12 protein-coding genes are annotated in these 17,728 nt (G+C 36.7%); 3 read left to right on the top strand and 9 right to left on the bottom strand.

Annotated features, from left to right (window positions below; genetic code table 11):
• Positions 1 to 7: 7 nt before the first annotated feature.
• Positions 8 to 2,179 (top strand): penicillin acylase family protein, encoded by a 2,172-nt coding sequence (locus tag A0F92_RS09895; protein WP_068245200.1) that lies wholly within the window; start codon positions 8 to 10, stop codon positions 2,177 to 2,179.
• A 6-nt stretch (positions 2,180 to 2,185) separates the two neighbouring features.
• On the opposite strand, the gene A0F92_RS09890 is transcribed toward A0F92_RS09895, so the two are convergent.
• The 3 genes from A0F92_RS09890 to A0F92_RS09880 form a co-directional block, all read right to left on the bottom strand.
• A complete protein-coding gene (locus tag A0F92_RS09890; protein ID WP_068245108.1) occupies positions 2,186 to 4,180 on the bottom strand; it encodes an alpha-ketoacid dehydrogenase subunit alpha/beta in 1,995 nt (664 codons plus the stop codon).
• Between the two features lie 143 nt (positions 4,181 to 4,323).
• Complete coding sequence (locus A0F92_RS09885; protein ID WP_068245104.1) at positions 4,324 to 5,100, bottom strand: Bax inhibitor-1/YccA family protein; 777 nt, start codon at positions 5,098 to 5,100, stop codon at positions 4,324 to 4,326.
• Between the two features lie 62 nt (positions 5,101 to 5,162).
• Positions 5,163 to 6,035: a polysaccharide deacetylase family protein gene (locus A0F92_RS09880; protein ID WP_068245101.1), complete on the bottom strand. Its 873-nt coding sequence runs from the start codon at positions 6,033 to 6,035 to the stop codon at positions 5,163 to 5,165.
• A gap of 139 nt (positions 6,036 to 6,174) precedes the next feature.
• Here A0F92_RS09880 and A0F92_RS09875 point away from each other — a divergent pair, with 139 nt between their 5' ends.
• Positions 6,175 to 8,040: a 2-oxoacid:acceptor oxidoreductase subunit alpha gene (locus A0F92_RS09875; RefSeq protein ID WP_068245096.1), complete on the top strand. Its 1,866-nt coding sequence runs from the start codon at positions 6,175 to 6,177 to the stop codon at positions 8,038 to 8,040.
• A 74-nt stretch (positions 8,041 to 8,114) separates the two neighbouring features.
• Here A0F92_RS09875 and A0F92_RS09870 read toward each other — a convergent pair whose 3' ends face one another.
• The 6 genes from A0F92_RS09870 to A0F92_RS09845 all read right to left on the bottom strand — a co-directional run bounded on the left by A0F92_RS09870 (position 8,115) and on the right by A0F92_RS09845 (position 15,403).
• Positions 8,115 to 10,370, bottom strand: coding sequence for an FUSC family membrane protein (locus A0F92_RS09870; protein ID WP_068245091.1), 2,256 nt, complete (start codon positions 10,368 to 10,370; stop codon positions 8,115 to 8,117).
• Positions 10,371 to 10,463: 93 nt separating this feature from the next.
• Positions 10,464 to 11,495 carry a UDP-glucose 4-epimerase GalE gene (gene galE / locus A0F92_RS09865; protein ID WP_068245088.1) on the bottom strand — a complete coding sequence of 344 codons (1,032 nt, stop codon included), beginning with the start codon at positions 11,493 to 11,495 and terminating at the stop codon, positions 10,464 to 10,466.
• Between the two features lie 149 nt (positions 11,496 to 11,644).
• Positions 11,645 to 12,658, bottom strand: a complete 1,014-nt coding sequence (locus A0F92_RS09860) for an inorganic phosphate transporter (protein ID WP_068245085.1) — start codon at positions 12,656 to 12,658, stop codon at positions 11,645 to 11,647.
• A 47-nt stretch (positions 12,659 to 12,705) separates the two neighbouring features.
• A complete protein-coding gene (locus A0F92_RS09855) occupies positions 12,706 to 13,353 on the bottom strand; it encodes a DUF47 domain-containing protein (RefSeq protein ID WP_068245082.1) in 648 nt (215 codons plus the stop codon).
• A 247-nt stretch (positions 13,354 to 13,600) separates the two neighbouring features.
• Positions 13,601 to 14,647: a sensor histidine kinase gene (locus tag A0F92_RS09850; protein ID WP_068245079.1), complete on the bottom strand. Its 1,047-nt coding sequence runs from the start codon at positions 14,645 to 14,647 to the stop codon at positions 13,601 to 13,603.
• Positions 14,648 to 14,725: 78 nt separating this feature from the next.
• The gene (locus A0F92_RS09845) at positions 14,726 to 15,403 is read right to left on the bottom strand and encodes a response regulator (protein ID WP_068245076.1); all 678 of its coding nucleotides are present in this window, start codon (positions 15,401 to 15,403) and stop codon (positions 14,726 to 14,728) included.
• Between the two features lie 122 nt (positions 15,404 to 15,525).
• Here A0F92_RS09845 and A0F92_RS09840 point away from each other — a divergent pair, with 122 nt between their 5' ends.
• Positions 15,526 to 17,721: a hypothetical protein gene (locus A0F92_RS09840; protein ID WP_167516999.1), complete on the top strand. Its 2,196-nt coding sequence runs from the start codon at positions 15,526 to 15,528 to the stop codon at positions 17,719 to 17,721.
• Positions 17,722 to 17,728: the final 7 nt, after the last annotated feature.

Raw genomic sequence — 17,728 nt, 5'->3', positions numbered from 1 at the left:
TATTGTTATGAAATATGTATGGATTGTTTTGCTTTGGCCGATACAGCTTTTTGCACAATCACCTACCCATGAAATGGTTGCCAGATGGGAAGACATGGCAAATAATGTAACCATTATCAGAGATAATTGGGGCATACCACATATTTACGGAAAAACAGATGCGGCTGCTGTTTTTGGTTTGTTGTATGCACAATGCGAAGATGATTTTGATAGGGTTGAAATGAATTATATTGAAAAATTAGGCCGTATGTCTGAGATAAAAGGTGAATCTGCTTTGTATGATGATTTACTGATCAGGTTGCAAATTGATTCAGCAGATGCCCAAAAAGATTATGCAGCGGCGCCGCAATGGTTAAAAGCTTTACTCAATGCGTATGCTAATGGCATCAATTTTTATTTGTACAAACATCCGGAGGTAAAGCCCAAATTGCTATACCGCTTTAAACCCTGGTATCCACTTTTGTGGACGGATGGCAGTATTGGTGCCATAGATATTGGAGGGGTAAGTACAACTGAAATAAAAAATTTTTATGGCAAGATAAATGTGCCGGTAGCTAAAGTTTATACTGAAAACAGCATCTTAACATCAGGTTCTAACGGCTTTGCCTTTGCGCCATCCAGAACCGCATCGGGTAATGCGATATTGTACATTAATCCGCATGTTACTTTTTATTTTAGATCTGAAGTGCAAGTGGTAAGTGATGAGGGGTTAAATGCATATGGTGCAGTTACCTGGGGGCAATTCTTTGTCTATCAGGGTTTCAACGAACATTGCGGATGGATGCATACTTCCAGCTATGCAGATGTGGCCGATTTATATGCAGAAAACATTATTCAAAAAAATGGAAAATATTATTATGAGTATGAAAAGAAATGGCTGCCGGTTACAGAAAAAAATATTACTATTTTTTTTAAAACTGAAAATGGCTTGTCTTCAAAATCAATTACTGCCTATTATACACATCATGGTCCAATAATGGCAGAACGAAATGGGAAGTGGATATCTGTTAAAGCCATGAATCGATCTATGAATAGTCTCATACAATCATGGCAACGAACAAAGGCCAATGGGTTTGAATCGTACAAAAAAATTATGGAGTTGTATGCGAATACCTCTAACAATACCGTTTTTGCAGATGATAAGGGCAATATTGCCTACTGGCATGGAAATTTTATACCACGCAGAGATACAGCTTATAACTGGGCATTACCTGTTGATGGCACTACTGCCGCAACTGAATGGAAAGGCTTACATACTTTAGATGAAATGGTGCATGTATATAATCCTGCCACCGGCTGGATAGAAAATTGTAATTCAACCCCTTTTACCGTATCGGGAAGCAGCAGCCCATTGAAACAAAATTATCCGCGATATATGGCACCCGATGGTCAGAATTTCAGAGGGATATTGGCCGTTAAACTTTGGGAAAATGCAAAGCAATTAACGATTGATAAGGTAATACAAACGGCATATCTTACACATTTAAGTGCTTTCGATATTTTAATTCCTGCTTTGTTAAAAGCTTATGATTCCGAGAAAAGTAAATATCCGCAATTACAATTACCAATAGAAATGTTGCGAAGTTGGAATCGTAATGCAACTGCTACTTCAGTGGCTACTACCTTGGCAATTGAGTGGGGGCAACAATTATTGCCTGCTATTATGCGTAATATTGGTGAGGATGATGAAGCCGATCAGGTACAAAAAACAGAACGTTTTGTGCAACAAGCCAATGCCGTTACTTTATTACATCCACTTGAAAATGTGATTGAAAATTTAAGAGTGAATTTTGGAACATGGCAGGTTGCCTGGGGCGATATGAACCGTTACCAGCGGTTAACCGGAAAAATAAATGAGCAATTTGATGATAGCAAACCCAGTCTGCCTGTTGATTTTGCAGCTTCTACCTGGGGTTGTATTCCATCGTTTGTAAGCAGAACATTCAATGGAACCAAAAAAAGATATGGGTATAACGGCAATAGTTTTATTTGTGCGGTTGAATTTGGAAAAAGAATAAAAGCCAAATCATTGCTCACCGGTGGCGAAAGTGGTCATTTGTCATCTGCACATTTTTCCGATCAGGCAGCCATGTACACCAATGGCATTTTTAAAGATGTGTTGTTTTACAAAGAAGATGTATTGCAACATGCCGAAAAAACCTATCATCCGGGTAGTTGATTCCATTTAATAATGCATTAGTTTTTGAATAGCAGCTTCTAATCTTGAACTGGCTAAAAAATTTTGTTCCAATGCCGTATTAAATGGAATGGGTGTATCTAAACTGGCACAGCGCAACACGGGTGCATCTAAATGCTCAAAACAATGTTCAGTGATCCATGCACTGATTTCGGCACCAATACCGCCTGTTAAGGTATCTTCATGCAGCACCAATATTTTACCTGTTTTATGAACCGTAGCACTAATGTTTTCATAATCTAAAGGCTGTAAAGATCTTAAATCAAGAATTTCAATATCTGTTTCTGTATGTTGCGCTGTATATTGTAATGCCCAGTGAACACCGGCGCCATAGGTAATAATACTCATATCATTCCCGGGTTTTATTACATGTGCTTTTCCAATAGGAATTTCATAGTACTCGTTTGGAGCATAACTACTAATACTCCTGTACAAAGCTTTGTGTTCAAAAAATAAAACCGGATTGGGGTCTTTAAAAGCTGCAAGCAATAACCCTTTTGCATCAAAAGGGGTAGCAGGGTATACTACTTTTAATCCGGGTACATGTGTAAACCATGCCTCATTGCTTTGGGAATGAAATGGGCCAGCGCCAACACCGGCACCTGTGGGCATGCGAATTACTACATCAGCATTTTGTCCCCAGCGGTAATGGATTTTTGCAAGATTATTTGCAATTTGATTAAAGCCTACTGATACAAAATCGGCGAACTGCATTTCAACCATACTTTTAAAACCTTCTAAACTTAGCCCCAGTGCTGTTCCTATAATTGCGCTTTCACAAAGTGGTGTATTGCGTACCCGATTTTTGCCAAATTTTTCAACGAACCCTTCTGTAATTTTAAATACACCGCCATATTCTGCAATATCCTGCCCCATCAATATCAGGTTAGGATATTTTTCCATCGCCTGATCTAGTCCTTCTTTAATGGCATCTATCAGTCGATGGGGTTTCTGTGAAGTTGCTTGTAGCCGAAAGGTTTCATCGGGTTCAGTTATTTTTGGTGCTGGTGCATACACATCGGCCAATTCTAAATCAGTATTAGGTATAATGGCCGGTGCCTGAAATGCGATTTGCAATTCCAGCTCAATTTCTTTCTTGGTATTTTGTCTGATTTCATCTATTGCCTGTGCAGAAAGTATTTGCGCATCTAATAAATACTGCTCATAATTTTTTACCGGATCTTTCTCGCCCCATATCTCAAATAATTCATGTGGAACATATTTTGTGCCACTGGCCTCTTCATGCCCTCTCATTCTGAAAGTCATGCATTCAATAAAATAAGGCTTTTGCTGTGTGATGCAATAATCCCTAACCCCACGAATGGTATCATACACTTCCAAAATATTATTCCCATCAATTTGAACGGCTTCCATGCCATAACCTAAGGCTTTGTCAACCAAATTTTTGCAACGGTACTGTTCATTTACTGGCGTGCTAAGTCCATAACCGTTGTTTTCAATCAAAAAAATAACGGGTAAGTTCCATACTGCCGCTACATTTAATGCTTCATGAAAATCGCCTTCGCTGGTTCCACCATCACCACTAAAGGCTAATGCTACTTTTTGTTTTTGTTGTAGCTGATTGGCTAATGCCACACCATCGGCTATAGCCAATTGTGGGCCAAGGTGCGATATCATTCCGCAAATAAAATGTTCTTTGCTTCCAAAATGAAAACTTCTTTCTCTTCCTTTTGAGTAGCCTTCTTTATTTCCTTGCCATTGCATAAACAATTTATGCAGGGGCATTTTACGGGATGTAAACACGCCTAGATTTCTATGCAGTGGCATTATCCATTCATCGGGTTCTAATGCCATGGTAGCACCTACTGCAATGGCTTCCTGACCAATACCGCTAAACCATTTACTGATTTTTCCCTGACGCAGTAACAACAGCATTTTTTCCTCTATCAATCTGGGTAATAACAATTGCCGGTAAAGGTTTATTAAGTCGGTATCAGTAAGCGATTTTCTGTTAAATTCCATGGCAGCTCTTGTTTTAAAGTTCTAAATTACCGGTTATTCGCTGCAGGTATATCAATCTGCAAAAATGTTTTCAAAGTTTTTTAAAAGGGTATAAAAAAACCCCATACTGTTTGGGTATGGGGCTATCAAAAATAATTGGTTCATTAGTTTCTGCTGCTGGCCAAACGGCTAAGTAGTTTTAATATTTCAATGTATAACCAAACAATGGTAACCAGCAAACCAAAAGCGCCGTACCATTCCATAAATTTAGGTGCTCCTTGCTCAGCGCCTCTTTCAATCATATCAAAATCCAATAAAAGATTCAAGGCAGCAATGGCTACAACAAACAAACTGATACCAATGCCAAGCATACCGCCATTGGTAATACTCATAAATGGCATATTCACTCCAAAAAGGCCCAAAATAAGTGTAAGACCATAAAAGATAGCGATGCCTAAAGTAGCAGTGAAAATGATGCTTCTTAATTTGTCGGTTACTTTAATAATCCTGAAACTGTACAGCAAAAACATAGCCAATGCAACACCAAAAGTTAAGCCCACCGCTTGTAGTACCAAATTTGGATAATTTTTTGCAAACATGTCATTGATCATTGCTGAAATGGCACCAATAAATAATCCTTCCAATATGCCATAGGCTGGGGCAATATAACCTGCCCACATGGGCTTAAACATAATTGCAATAGCGGCAATTAAGCCACCAAAAACACCCACCATCATTAGAGTGGTGGTAGTACCTGGTTGGCCGCTTTGGTAGGTATGCCAGGTATAAAAAGCGCCACCAATTACCATCAGCATTAAAAAACCGAATTTATTTAAAGTGCCTCTTACACTCATAATGCCTTGTGCATTGGCTTCGGCAGTAAGGCTGTTATTAAAAATTTTTTCTGTTAAAGTAGGGTTACCAGATTTAAAAATTGCCATAATTTAAATTGTTTTAATTCTTGTGTAAAGTTAATGCAATAATGTAAAAATAGTCGTTAAAGTTATAATGGTTTTTTAAGATTGGGGTAATGGTCAACTGTTTCAAAAACGTAGTTGGAGTTTTGTTTTAACAGGCCAATAAATTTTTGCAAAGAATCGGTAAAGTTGGCATTTCTGAACATCCGGTCGTGTGAAAGAATCACCAGATGATTTTTAGTATGGGTATAATTTTTTGCAAATGCATGATTGACCAGTTCCAACATTGTTTCCGGAGTTTGAACGGGGTTTGCCGTTTTATGGTTAAAACTCCATTCTACATCCCACCCAATCACATTGTAACCTGCACTGTCTAACATTTTGCAAACAGGTTTTACTAATGGCGACGCTTTCATGGTATGGGCACCAATCCAAGCACTATTGCCGGGTAAGCGAATAATTTTGAAGGGTACATTCAATGATTCCTGAGCTATTATAAAATCGTTAAATGCCATATTGGGATGATGATAAAAATAAATGTATTTATTATTGGCATGGGTGTAACTATGATTCGCTAAAAGTATTTGCGGATAATCATTGCGCATAGAAGCCACTAATTTTTTCAGATATATATCGTTTGCCTGATTGCCTATCATAAAAAAAGAAGCTTTTATTTGTTCTTTTTTTACGGTTTCAATACAGGCAGAGGTACCATGTTGCGGACCGTCATCAAAAGTTAAATAGATGTATTTTTTTGATGTATCATTTTGAATAGGTGTACTAATAATGGTTTGCTTTTGTACCTGTACGCAATCTGCCGGAGCCACTAAATCAGGTATTGCAATTGCAAGGGAAGATAATTTTGCGTTGGAAGGCTTTTCATTGCATGAAATGATGAGCATGCACAACAAAGTTGATATACTGAAACCGGTAAATTTTTTTATCAATGGTTGAATCATATATTCTATTTATTCTCGGCAGGGAATGCAAGTTAATGCGGTAATGTGTAATAAATGTTTAAAATGTTTATAGATTACCGCAAAACTGCTCAAATTTAAATAGGTATTATACTTAACTTCGTACCCAATTTTTTATAAAATGAACAGAAATGAGCAATTACTACAGGATGTAGTAATCAAATTTGCAGGCGATAGTGGCGATGGCATGCAATTAACAGGACAGCAGTTTACCAATAACACCGCCTTATTAGGGATAGATTTAGCAACCTTTCCCGATTTTCCTGCTGAAATCAGAGCCCCCATTGGAACGCTACCCGGTGTAAGTGGTTATCAGTTACATTTTTCTTCCAATAAAGTATACACCCCTGGCGATATTGCCGATGTATTGGTTGTCATGAATGCAGCAGCATTAAAAGTAAACTTGAAGGGTATTAAACCGGGTGGAAAAATTATTGCCAATGTTGATGGGTTTGATGCAAAAAATTTACGTTTAGCCAATTATCCCGATGGCGTTAATCCCTTAGAAGACGGTAGTTTGGATAATTATGAGGTCATTAAAATTGATGTAACCAAACTAACAAGAGAGGCACTTAAAGATTTTACCGATTTAGGTACAAAAGAACGCGACCGTGCCAAGAATATGTTTGTGTTAGGTTTTATTTATTGGATGTACAACCGAACACTTGATAATACCATTGCGTTTCTGAAGGAAAAATTTGGTAAGAAAGAAAGCATTTTACAAAGTAATATTAAGGTATTACAGGCGGGTTATAATTATGGTGATACTACGGAAACCTTTACTACCCGGTATAAGGTAGAAAAAGCCAAATTACCCGCAGGTACTTATAGAAGTATCATGGGCAATCAGGCATTGGCATATGGGTTAATTGCCGCCAGCCAAAAAAGCGGACTGCCTTTGTTCTTAGGTTCTTATCCTATTACACCTGCATCTGATATTTTGCACGAACTCAGCAAATACAAGGGGTTTGGCGTAAAAACTTTTCAGGCTGAAGATGAAATTGCAGCCATAAGCTCCTGCATAGGTGCCAGCTATGGCGGTGCATTAGGAGTTACAACAACCTCCGGTCCCGGAATGGCTTTGAAAGCAGAGGCCATGGGCTTAGCCGTTATGTTAGAAATACCGCTGGTTATTGTTGATATACAACGTGGTGGCCCATCAACCGGATTACCCACTAAAACTGAGCAAAGCGATTTAATGCAGGCATATTATGGCAGAAACGGGGAATGCCCCATGCCCATTATTGCATCGGCTGCACCCAGTGATTGTTTTGATGTGGCTTATGAAGTTTGCAGAATTGCCGTACAGCATATGACGCCGGTTATTTTATTGAGTGATGGTTACATTGCCAATGGTGCTGAACCCTGGCGTTTTCCAAAAGCAGCAGATTTAAAACCAATTGAAGTGGCTTTTGCTCCTGCTAAAACTAATGCTGATAAAAAGTTTCAGCCGTATGTAAGAGATGAAAAATTAGTGCGCCCTTGGGCAATTCCAGGTACTGCAGGTTTAGAGCATAGAATTGGCGGATTGGAAAAACAAGATATTACAGGAAATGTGAGTTATGACCCTGATAACCATCAGCAAATGGTAAAAACCCGTCAGGCTAAAGTTGATAAAATTGCTGATTATATTCCATTACAACATTTAGATAGTGGCCCCGAAACAGGCGATTTGCTTGTAATTGGTTGGGGTTCAACTTATGGAGCTATTAAAAGTGCTGTTTTAGAATTACAACAGCAAGGATATGCCGTTAGTCATGCACACCTTCGCTATGTTCGTCCGTTCCCCAAAAATCTTGGTACAGTAATTAAAGGATTCAAACAGGTGTTGGTTCCTGAAATTAATAACGGACAATTGGTTAAAATTTTGCGTGATGTTTATATGGTAGATGCGAAAGGTTACAATAAAATAATGGGTATTCCAATTACCAAAACTGAGTTGGTAGCTGAAATGATTGCCATGTTGAAAAAACAAATAAACATATAAATTTTATAAATATATAAAAAATAAAATTTTTAATCCCCCTCTCTTAATCCTGTATCAAAAACCAAAACCCTCTTTTATTCGGAGGGTTTATTTTTATGATATGCAATAAGCTTATCGGTAATTTTAGCAATATCATAGGAAACATTGTGTATAAAATAATACTGATCGGTAATTGATTTTAAGGTAGAAAGATATGGTCTGGTTTCACTATTTAATTGTCCGGCATTAATTTCATTGGCTCTTATTTGCAATAAATCATTAATTTTTTGCTCGATGGTTGTTTGAATGATTTTATTTGAAAAATCTGTTTGCTCAATTATTTTATCAGATTGCAATTGCTGAATGCCGCTATCAAAATATTGTTCAATCAATATTCCGATATCGTTTAATTCAGGTGTGATATATTGGTTGGATAGTTGCTCCGCATAAAAATTTAGGGTAGCCAAATGCGCATTGGTAATATGCAACAACACCACTAATTGGTGTATTTGTGTAAGGTGATGTTGCTGATTTTTAGGTTCAGATAGCATTCTGTTAAAGCTGTCTGAAACATTGGCTATTGCAACCCAACTTTTTTTTCTGGAAAGGCGCATATCTGCCTTGTTGTATGTTGCCCTTCCTGTAAAAATTTCATTTAAAGCTTTAAAATAATTACGTGTATCGGCTAAAGCCCGCACTATAATGGTATCTAATTGAACACTTTCCCAAACCGGAGGTAAAACATAACTAAAAATGAAAGCTAAGGCAGAACCAATGGCCGTATCAATTAATCGGTCTGTAATCAGTAAGCGATAATTATTGAAATTTAAAAGATGATACAGCAATAAAACATATAAAGTAATGGCCACAACGCTTAGCCGGTAATTGGTGCGCATAAAACTGTAGGCTACCAGCATACTGGCAGAAAGTATCAGTAATAAAATAGTATCGTTATGAATAAAGTAAAGTGCTATTGCACCAATCATTGCACCAATGATGGTGCCGGTTAATCTTTCTTTATTTCTTTTTTTGGTAAGATTATAAGCTGGTTTTAAAATTACAATTACAGTTAATAAAAGCCAGTAACTATGCCCTAGTAAAAAATATTGCGCTATGAAATAGGCTGCCAGGGCTGCTAAAGCAATTCTGAGTGAGTGCCTGAAAATATTTGAATGGAAAGTTAAATTATCTAAAACTACGTCAAATGATATCCGTTGGTGTGAAATGAAATCTTCAGGATTTGTTTCCTGAAAAATTTTACCGGGTATTTTAGTTCTGTAAGATGTATATAATTCGAGCGTTTTTATTCTTCCAGCTACTGCTTCTATACTGTCTAAAATATGTTTCAGGCTGATTAAAATTGGAATAGAATCTGCTGCGATATTTTTAGCATGCAACTGGCTGTATTCATTTCTAAGTGAACGAATGGTTGCACTCAAATCAGTGGGTGATTGAATGGCAGTACTACTTTTTAAAGCAATACCCGCTTCATCTAAGTAATTTGCCAGATCGCTAATTGCATTGGCATAACCTTTTAGTAAATTTTGTGCAGGAAGATAGGCATGCAATGCCTGATAATCCTGATGCGAAGTCATTGAAATTTCCAGTAAATCGGTTGCATCTAAAAATGCCATCATTAAAATGCGGCTAACCGGGGTAGATTCTTTTACAAAATTTCTGGTTTTAAAAATTAGTTCGGCTGTCAGGTTTTGTTTTTCCAGAACGGTTGTTTGCAATTGCAATAGTTGTGCGTAAGTATGCTCTATATTTGTTGCATCCTGAAAAAAAGAACCTTTTAAACGTAAATATCGGCCTATTGATTCCAGGTATTCACCCAATGCCTGCTGCATGATTTTGTAGGGACGAAGATTATACAATGCCAGGCTTAACAGGCTATACCAAACAGCACCCATTCCAATATAAAAACTTACGGTTACAACATCCCTCCAATTATTGTAATGGTGTTCTGCCTGTAATACTAAAATCAATAAAGCTGCAATTCCAATAGAAGCGGCCCTTGTTCCAAAAACACCTAACATGGGAAATATAAAACACAATAAGGGTAATATGAAACCATATAACCAGTGGATTGGACTGGCGAAACCAATAATTAACGATACCAAAAACAGGATAATACTTCCGGCTAAAAATCCGTTTTTGCGATGGGAAATTGGGCCGGGATTATCGCTAATGGCTATACCCAATGCGCCCAGCGACATATTAATGCCAATAGGCAAAGCATGAAAATATCCTGCAATAAGTGAAGGCAATAAAATGCCAATGGTAATTCTTACCCCTTCGCCAACATAATAACTATTAATAAAACTGCGGAATTGTTTTAAGTAATCCATACAGGCATAAAGTTATTCCCTTCACCTGCAATTCGTAAATTTTTTATCACTTCAATAAATGCGGAATAGTACAATAGTTTGATTTTGCGGGTGCTATTTAATTTTTTTTGTTGTAAGCTGTTTTTGTTCCCAAGCCCATGCAGTGCGCATCATATCTTCTAAGCTGTATTGAATGTTCCAACCTAATGTTTTTTTTGCTAATTCGTTATTGGCATAAATGGCTACTACATCGCCCGGCCTTCTTGGGCCAATTTCATAATTTAATTGAACACCACTTACTTTTTCAAATGCATGTATGGCTTCCAAAACGGAAACTCCATTGCCGGTGCCTAAATTAAAAACATCGCAATAACTTTTGTTTTTTTGAGCAATTAAATATTCCAAAGCAATGGTATGTGCATGTGCAATATCACATACATGAATAAAGTCTCTGATGCAACTACCATCTCGTGTAGGATAATCGTTGCCATACACCATTAGTTTGGGTATTTTACCAATAGCAGTTTGGGTAATAGCCGGCACAAGATTCATGGGTTTACCAATGGGCAGTTCGCCCAAATGATTGGAAGGATGGGCACCTACCGGATTAAAGTAGCGTAATAAAATTGAAGCAGTTTCAGAGGCATTACTGCAATCTCTTACAATATCCTCGCCCATTTGTTTGGTAGCTCCATAAGGCGATTCAGCTTTTTTGATGGGAAAAGATTCTGTAACAGGTATACTATCGGGATTACCATAAACAGTGCAAGAAGAAGAAAAAACAAAGTAAGGAATAGAAAATTCCTTTACACATTTCAGCAGATTGATTAATGAAAACAGATTGTTTTCATAGTAAAACAAAGGTTGTTCAACCGATTCACTTACGGCCTTATAAGCTGCAAAATGTATAATGCCTGTAATATCATGGTGTTCTTGAAATACCGCTTGTGTTTCATCAAAATTCTTCAAATCAACTGTATAATTTTTTATTTTTTTTCCGGTAATCAATTCAATGCCGTTTAAAGCAGTAATGCTTGATCTTGAATTATCATCAATAGAAATTACTTCATATCCGTTTTCAATTAAATCAACAATGGTGTGTGATCCAATATAGCCGCATCCACCGGTAACTAATATTTTCTTCATATTATTCAAACTATTTTGAGATTCTCAGTTATACTAAGCTGTTGTGTAATATTATTTCCATTCATTTCAATGGAAATATAAACCGGTATAAAGTTATACCCTGATTGTATAAATATGGAAAGATAGCCTTATAAATTTATGTGCAAACGTTAGAATAAAAAATTTGCGCCATAATAGAACAATGCAGCCATACCTGCTGAAACCGGGATGGTTAGTATCCATGCCCAAACTAAATTGATAGTGACCCCCCAGCGCACTGCACTTAAGCGTTTGGTGGCTCCAACGCCAATAATGGCACCGGTTATGGTATGGGTAGTACTTACCGGAATGCCAAAAAATGTAGTTAAAAATATGGTTAATGCACCACCACCTTCGGCACAAAATCCTTCTAACGGGGTAACCTTTGTAATTTTTGTACCCATGGTTTTAACAATGCGCCAGCCGCCAAACAAAGTACCCAAAGCTATTGCTGTATAACATGCAAAAGGCAGCCATTCGGGCATGGCAAAATTGTGAATAGAACCAATATTTGGGTTAGAAGATTTTTCAAAAAACCATAAACCGGCTAAAATTAAACCCATGGTTTTTTGTGAATCGCCACCGCCATGCGCTAAGCTTAATGCACCAGATGATACCAATTGCAAACGTTTAAACCATCCTTCAGCTTTAGAGGGGCGGGCATTTTTTGCCACATTAACAGTAATAATGGTGATGATAAAACCAAATATTAATCCCAAAATAGGGGAGAGTACCATGAAAACTAATGCAGTGATAATGGGGCTGCTGTTTACGCCATCTAATCCGCCACCGGCTGCAATGGCCGCACCGGCTAAACCCCCAATTAAAGTGTGGGATGAGCTGGAGGGGATACCAAAATACCAGGTAATTAAATTCCAAATAATAGCAGCAACAGTTGCAGCCATTAATACATGAAAATTAATTATATTTTCTGCAATGATGTTGGCAATAGTACCGGCTACCTTATGTTCTTTAAAAACAAAATAGGCAATAAAGTTAAAAGAGGCTGCCCAAACTACTGCCTGTAAAGGTGTGAGTACTTTTGTAGAAACGATGGTGGCAATGGAGTTGGCAGCATCATGAAAGCCATTAATAAAATCAAATATCAGCGCAAGTACAACAAGTGTAACCAATAAAATCATCATATCTCCTAATTGCTGTTAAAAAGTTTAGTTTAAACTGAATATGCGTATTAAGCATATTTGATGATAATAGACTCAATTACATTGGCCGCATCCTCGCATTTATCAGTAGCAATTTCCAAAACCTGATAAATTTCTCTCTTTTTAATCACTTCTTTGGCATCATTCTCTTTCTGAAAAAGCATTTCAATGCTCATATCAAAAACATCATCGGCCTGATTTTCTATGGAATTTACTTTTACCAATGCTTCAGTCATTTTTCTCAAATCTTTCATATCGCGAAGGCCATATACTGCTTTTTTAATTTCATTGCAACCCTGGTAAATTAATTCAGCCATTTTTTGGATACCGCTGTCGTTAGGGTTAATATGGTAGAAATTAATTTTTTTGGAAGAGGAATAAATATAATCTGCAATATCATCTAATGCAGTGGCCAAATAGTGAATGTCTTCCCTATCGAAAGGGGTTATAAAATTTCTGCCTAATTCGGTAAAAATTTTGTGGGTATGGTCATCATTTTTATGTTCTAAATCTTCAATTTGTTTAATAAGTGGTGCCCTTTTATCATGTTCCGGTTCTGCTACCACTTTTTTAAGCATATCTGCCATCTCACAAACGGTATCGGCTACCTGCTCAAAAAGTTCGTAGAAAATTTTGTTTTTGGGCATGAAAATCCTGCCAATCGTGTTTAATCCCATAATCGAAAAAATTTGGACAAAAGTAAAGCTATGGATTTGAAGCCTTGGGTAAAAAAAAGAATTAATAATTTGTTAATACAGCCATTTAAACTTTGGCTCCAAAATGTTAATGATTTGGTTGCATTGAATTTACATTGGCTTCACATTGGGCTGTTTACTTTGCATTCAGAATTTAGTTCATAGTTAAAGAGCAACAAGAGTACAGTAGATTTTCTCATGACCGGCCCTTATTTTCATAGGGGCTTTTTTAATTTCTTTTGGTAGTGAGGGTAAACCCAACCGATGTACCTACATCAATTTTGCTTCTTATATGTATGGTTTGGCCATGTGCTTCAATAATGTGTTTGCAAATGGCTAATCCTAAACCTGTGCCGCCTACATTTCGGCTTCTTCCCCGGTCGGTTCGGTAAAAACGTTCAAATACTCTAGGTAAATGCTCTTCAGCAATGCCAATCCCATCATCACTAATTTCAACTAAAACATGCATGCCATCGGTTTTATAAATACTGGCTATAATAGTACCATTGTTTTTACCGTATTTGGTGGCATTTACCACTAAGTTATTGAGCACCTGCCTTATTTTTTCTTTGTCGGCAAATACAATTATGGGTGCTTCACATCCTTTTTTAATGATTGTTTTTATTTGTTTGGCTGCAGTTTTTATGGAAAGGGCTTCAAAAACTTCCCTGATTAAATCCTGAATAATAAAATTTTCTTTATATAGGGGTTGTTCACCACTTTCTAATTTCGAGATCTCATCTAAATCTTCCACTAAATTTACCATTCGGTCAATATTTTTAGAAGCATTTTCCAAAAACTTTTTATTGACTTCCGGATTTTCAATGGCACCGCTTAATAAAGTATCTACATAACCCTGAATGGCAAAAATGGGTGTTTTAAATTCATGTGCTAAATTTTGAAGAAATTCTTTCCGGTAAGCTTCATTTTGTTTCAGCAATTCTATTTCAGCACTTTTTTGTTCTGCCCATTTTTCTACATCTTCTCGTACCTCATCTATTCCCTTTTGTGGTAATATATATTTATAATAGGTTTCTTCCCTTTTACTGGCTTTGGTTTGATAAATGAATTTATAAATGAGCTTGATTTTTCGGTAAATGAACGATTCCAGCACAAACCCGATGAGATAATAACTGCCAATAAAAGTAAGTACAAATGCTGCTGCACCAATCCATACATTTTCAATTAAAAAAAATGCAAATCCAATAGGAATGGCCAGGAATAATGCGGTTAAGGCAGATAGTTGCTGGGGCGATAAATTTTTGGTTTCTAACATAGTGGCTAATATGCATAAAGCTAAGCAGCAAATACTTTTATAACAAGCATTGGGAGGAATTATTTTCAGTTCGTAAACTTATATATCAAATTTATAGCCTACACCTTTTACAGTGGTAATACAATCTAAATTTAACTTTTGCCTGATTTTTCTAATATGCACATCAATGGTTCTGTCGCCAACAATTACTTCATTGCCCCAAACCTGCGAAAGTATTTCATTCCTTAAAAATACCCTGCCCGGTTTAGCTGCCAGCAGAAACAGTAATTCAAATTCCTTTTTGGCCAGCATTATTTCACGGCCATCTATTTCAACCACAAATTTTACAGGATCGATGGTAATATTCCCCACTTTCAGTGGTTTGCCATCTTCTTTTTGTACCCTTCTAAACAGCGCATTTACCCTGCTGATGAGCATTTTGGGCGATATGGGTTTGCTTACATAATCATCTGCGCCGGTTTCTAAACCTTTAATGTGCGATGGTTCATCACTTAATGCAGTCAAAAAAATGATGAGGGTATGTTGAAACTGTGGTTGTGCTCTTAAAATAGCACATACTTCAATGCCGGTTTTATGCGGCATCATAATATCTAAAATAATTAAATTCGGGTTAACCAATTTGGCTTTTTCTATGGCTTCATCTCCATCTTTGGCAGTAGCAACTGCATATCCTTCTTTGGTTAAATTGTAACTGATAATTTCTAAAATATCGGGTTCATCGTCTGCAATTAAAATTCTTTTAGCTGCTGTTTCCATGATAACATCAAATTTACACAAATTTAACTTACAGTTTTTGCATTCACCTACAAGGCCCAGATTATCTAATTGTTAACTCCATTAACGAAAAATTTGCATAATTGCATTTATTTTTGATGATTATGCGAATCATTCAAAAGGTTTACCTATCCGTTTTATGTTTGCTGGGTGTAATGGTCTTGCAGGCGCAACCCGAATTAGCAATGCCGGTTATACCGCATATGCGCCAGTTAATTCACGATAATATAAAAACGGCCGAACAAAATATTATTAACCTTACGCCGAATAAGGATCATTTATTTGCACCAACTAACAACATTGATGTTAATTTACAAGTTACCCAATTGCTGCATACCACTGTTCATAATATGGCTGCAGCGGTTGAATTAGACAGTACTATTGGCAATAATGATAAATACAAATGGCTAAGAGGTATTTACAGCCTTTTAGAAAGTTTTACTACAGCTTATAAAGCCGGATTAATAAAAGGAATTATGCTGGGCGATTTGATGGTAGTTTACGAAAATGCAATAGCCTTTGAAAAAAATCACCAATCTATAGCCCCGATTGTTAATGCTAACGATATGGCAATTGGAAATTTACTGATCAGCAATTTTGCCTTGCAGGATAATATTGGGCTAAATGATGCTAAAAATATTTTAATACTAAAAAACTGCCGACAAAATCCGGATAACATTTTAAATATTGTAGGAAATCATTTGAATTTGCCTTTTGCAGATAGCCTCATAGCTGTTGTGGCGCACAGAAATCCGGATATGATTTATGATTATCTCGGTGCAGGAAATGAACTTTCGCAAAAAATAAAAAAGGTAAATGATGCATTGGTGCAAACCATTTATCAAATAGAAAAATTGCCCGGTGGCCGTATTTATTTCGCTTTTCTGGATGAAATTTATCACAAACAAATTACTATTGATTCAATACAGAAATTAAAAGATACCAACGACCCTTTTTATAAATTATTGGTGAATACAGAAATAAAATATGCAGCTCGTATGCAAATGGGTGATACACCTTATGCCAAACAAGTGTTAACCGATAAACTGAAACAAAAAGCTGTTGAACATTATATTAATCAAATTAATGGACTGCATGAAGATCCACGCGATGCTGTTCGGTTTAAAGTATTAGATAATTTGGCGCCTCAAGATTTATATTATTTATGTGTTTTGGGTGAAGATGATATTTATACCAGCAGCTATCTGGGTGTGTACAACCGAATTTTTCCACGCATGGCCATTCCCCGATCAGATACTTTATTGGCATGGGTACATGATGATTTTTACAAGAAGTTTATTCGCATGGCCGCTGCGTATAATGAGCTGGATGATTTTTTAAAGCGAATGGATAAATCAACCGCTCAAAATTTAATTAAGCGCTTTGTAAACGGTCTGGAAAAAACCACCACATTGGAAGATGCGGTAGATGTTGCTGATTCTTATGCCAGCATCAATGATCCCGGAATAAGAAGCCTGATGTTAAAGCAAGTGCAACAGCAACTGCAATACAATCAAAAAAAGCGGAATGAAAGAGGCATTGTAATTTATAACATATTGAATACCATTTTTTTATCGATGGATCCTGCCAATCACATTGATGTTTCAGCAAAATTGGGAATTATTCCGGTATATGAAATGCCTTTATCGTTATTGAAAGATGCCTCAGGTAAAGTAATTATTCAGCAGTTTTTTTACGGAGATAAAGACGGTAAAAATATATTTAATGCATTTTTGGCCAATTTTAATAATGGATATTGGCGTGTTGTAAATAAACCGGAATGGGTAGAAGTAAAATCAATGAAAGGCACACCCATTGAAATTTATGCCAACAAGCCTTTAGATGCGCAGCAGGATTTAGATGATGCCGCTCAGCAGCACCTGTGTAGTTATTTAGATTCAGCCAATATAGAACCTACGGTAGTGATTCATCGTGGCCACAGTTATTATGTAAATTCTACCATCAAAAGGTTGTTCCCTTCGGCAAAAGTGGTATTATTGGGCAGTTGTGGTGGTTACAATAGTTTGAATGATGTTTTAAAAATTTGCCCCGAGTCACATATCATTGCATCTAAACAAGTGGGTACGGGTGTGGTGAATATGGCATTGATAGAAGCTATTACAGAAACTTTGCGACAGGGTAAAAATTTAGACTGGGCTAAAATCTGGAGCGGATTGCAAAATAAATTTACCGGCGGTTATAAAGAAAAATTTGATGATTACGTGCCACCGCAAAACAATTTAGGAGCCATGTTTATTATGGCATATAATAAAGCCATTCAAAAAGCTAAAAGTCAGTAAGATATTA

Origin of the sequence: Hydrotalea flava, from assembly GCF_001623405.1 — a bacterium.
GTDB lineage: Bacteria > Bacteroidota > Bacteroidia > Chitinophagales > Chitinophagaceae > Hydrotalea > Hydrotalea flava.
This window is presented reverse-complemented; position numbering and strand designations above follow the sequence as displayed.

Coding starts and splice junctions, on each gene's coding strand:
- A0F92_RS09895 (WP_068245200.1), top strand. CDS start 8: ATGAAATATGTATGGATTGTTTTGCTTTGGCCGATACAGCTTTTTGCA.
- A0F92_RS09890 (WP_068245108.1), bottom strand. CDS start 4,180: ATGGAATTTAACAGAAAATCGCTTACTGATACCGACTTAATAAACCTT.
- A0F92_RS09885 (WP_068245104.1), bottom strand. CDS start 5,100: ATGGCAATTTTTAAATCTGGTAACCCTACTTTAACAGAAAAAATTTTT.
- A0F92_RS09880 (WP_068245101.1), bottom strand. CDS start 6,035: ATGATTCAACCATTGATAAAAAAATTTACCGGTTTCAGTATATCAACT.
- A0F92_RS09875 (WP_068245096.1), top strand. CDS start 6,175: ATGAACAGAAATGAGCAATTACTACAGGATGTAGTAATCAAATTTGCA.
- A0F92_RS09870 (WP_068245091.1), bottom strand. CDS start 10,370: ATGGATTACTTAAAACAATTCCGCAGTTTTATTAATAGTTATTATGTT.
- galE (WP_068245088.1), bottom strand. CDS start 11,495: ATGAAGAAAATATTAGTTACCGGTGGATGCGGCTATATTGGATCACAC.
- A0F92_RS09860 (WP_068245085.1), bottom strand. CDS start 12,658: ATGATGATTTTATTGGTTACACTTGTTGTACTTGCGCTGATATTTGAT.
- A0F92_RS09855 (WP_068245082.1), bottom strand. CDS start 13,353: ATGGGATTAAACACGATTGGCAGGATTTTCATGCCCAAAAACAAAATT.
- A0F92_RS09850 (WP_068245079.1), bottom strand. CDS start 14,647: ATGTTAGAAACCAAAAATTTATCGCCCCAGCAACTATCTGCCTTAACC.
- A0F92_RS09845 (WP_068245076.1), bottom strand. CDS start 15,403: ATGGAAACAGCAGCTAAAAGAATTTTAATTGCAGACGATGAACCCGAT.
- A0F92_RS09840 (WP_167516999.1), top strand. CDS start 15,526: ATGCGAATCATTCAAAAGGTTTACCTATCCGTTTTATGTTTGCTGGGT.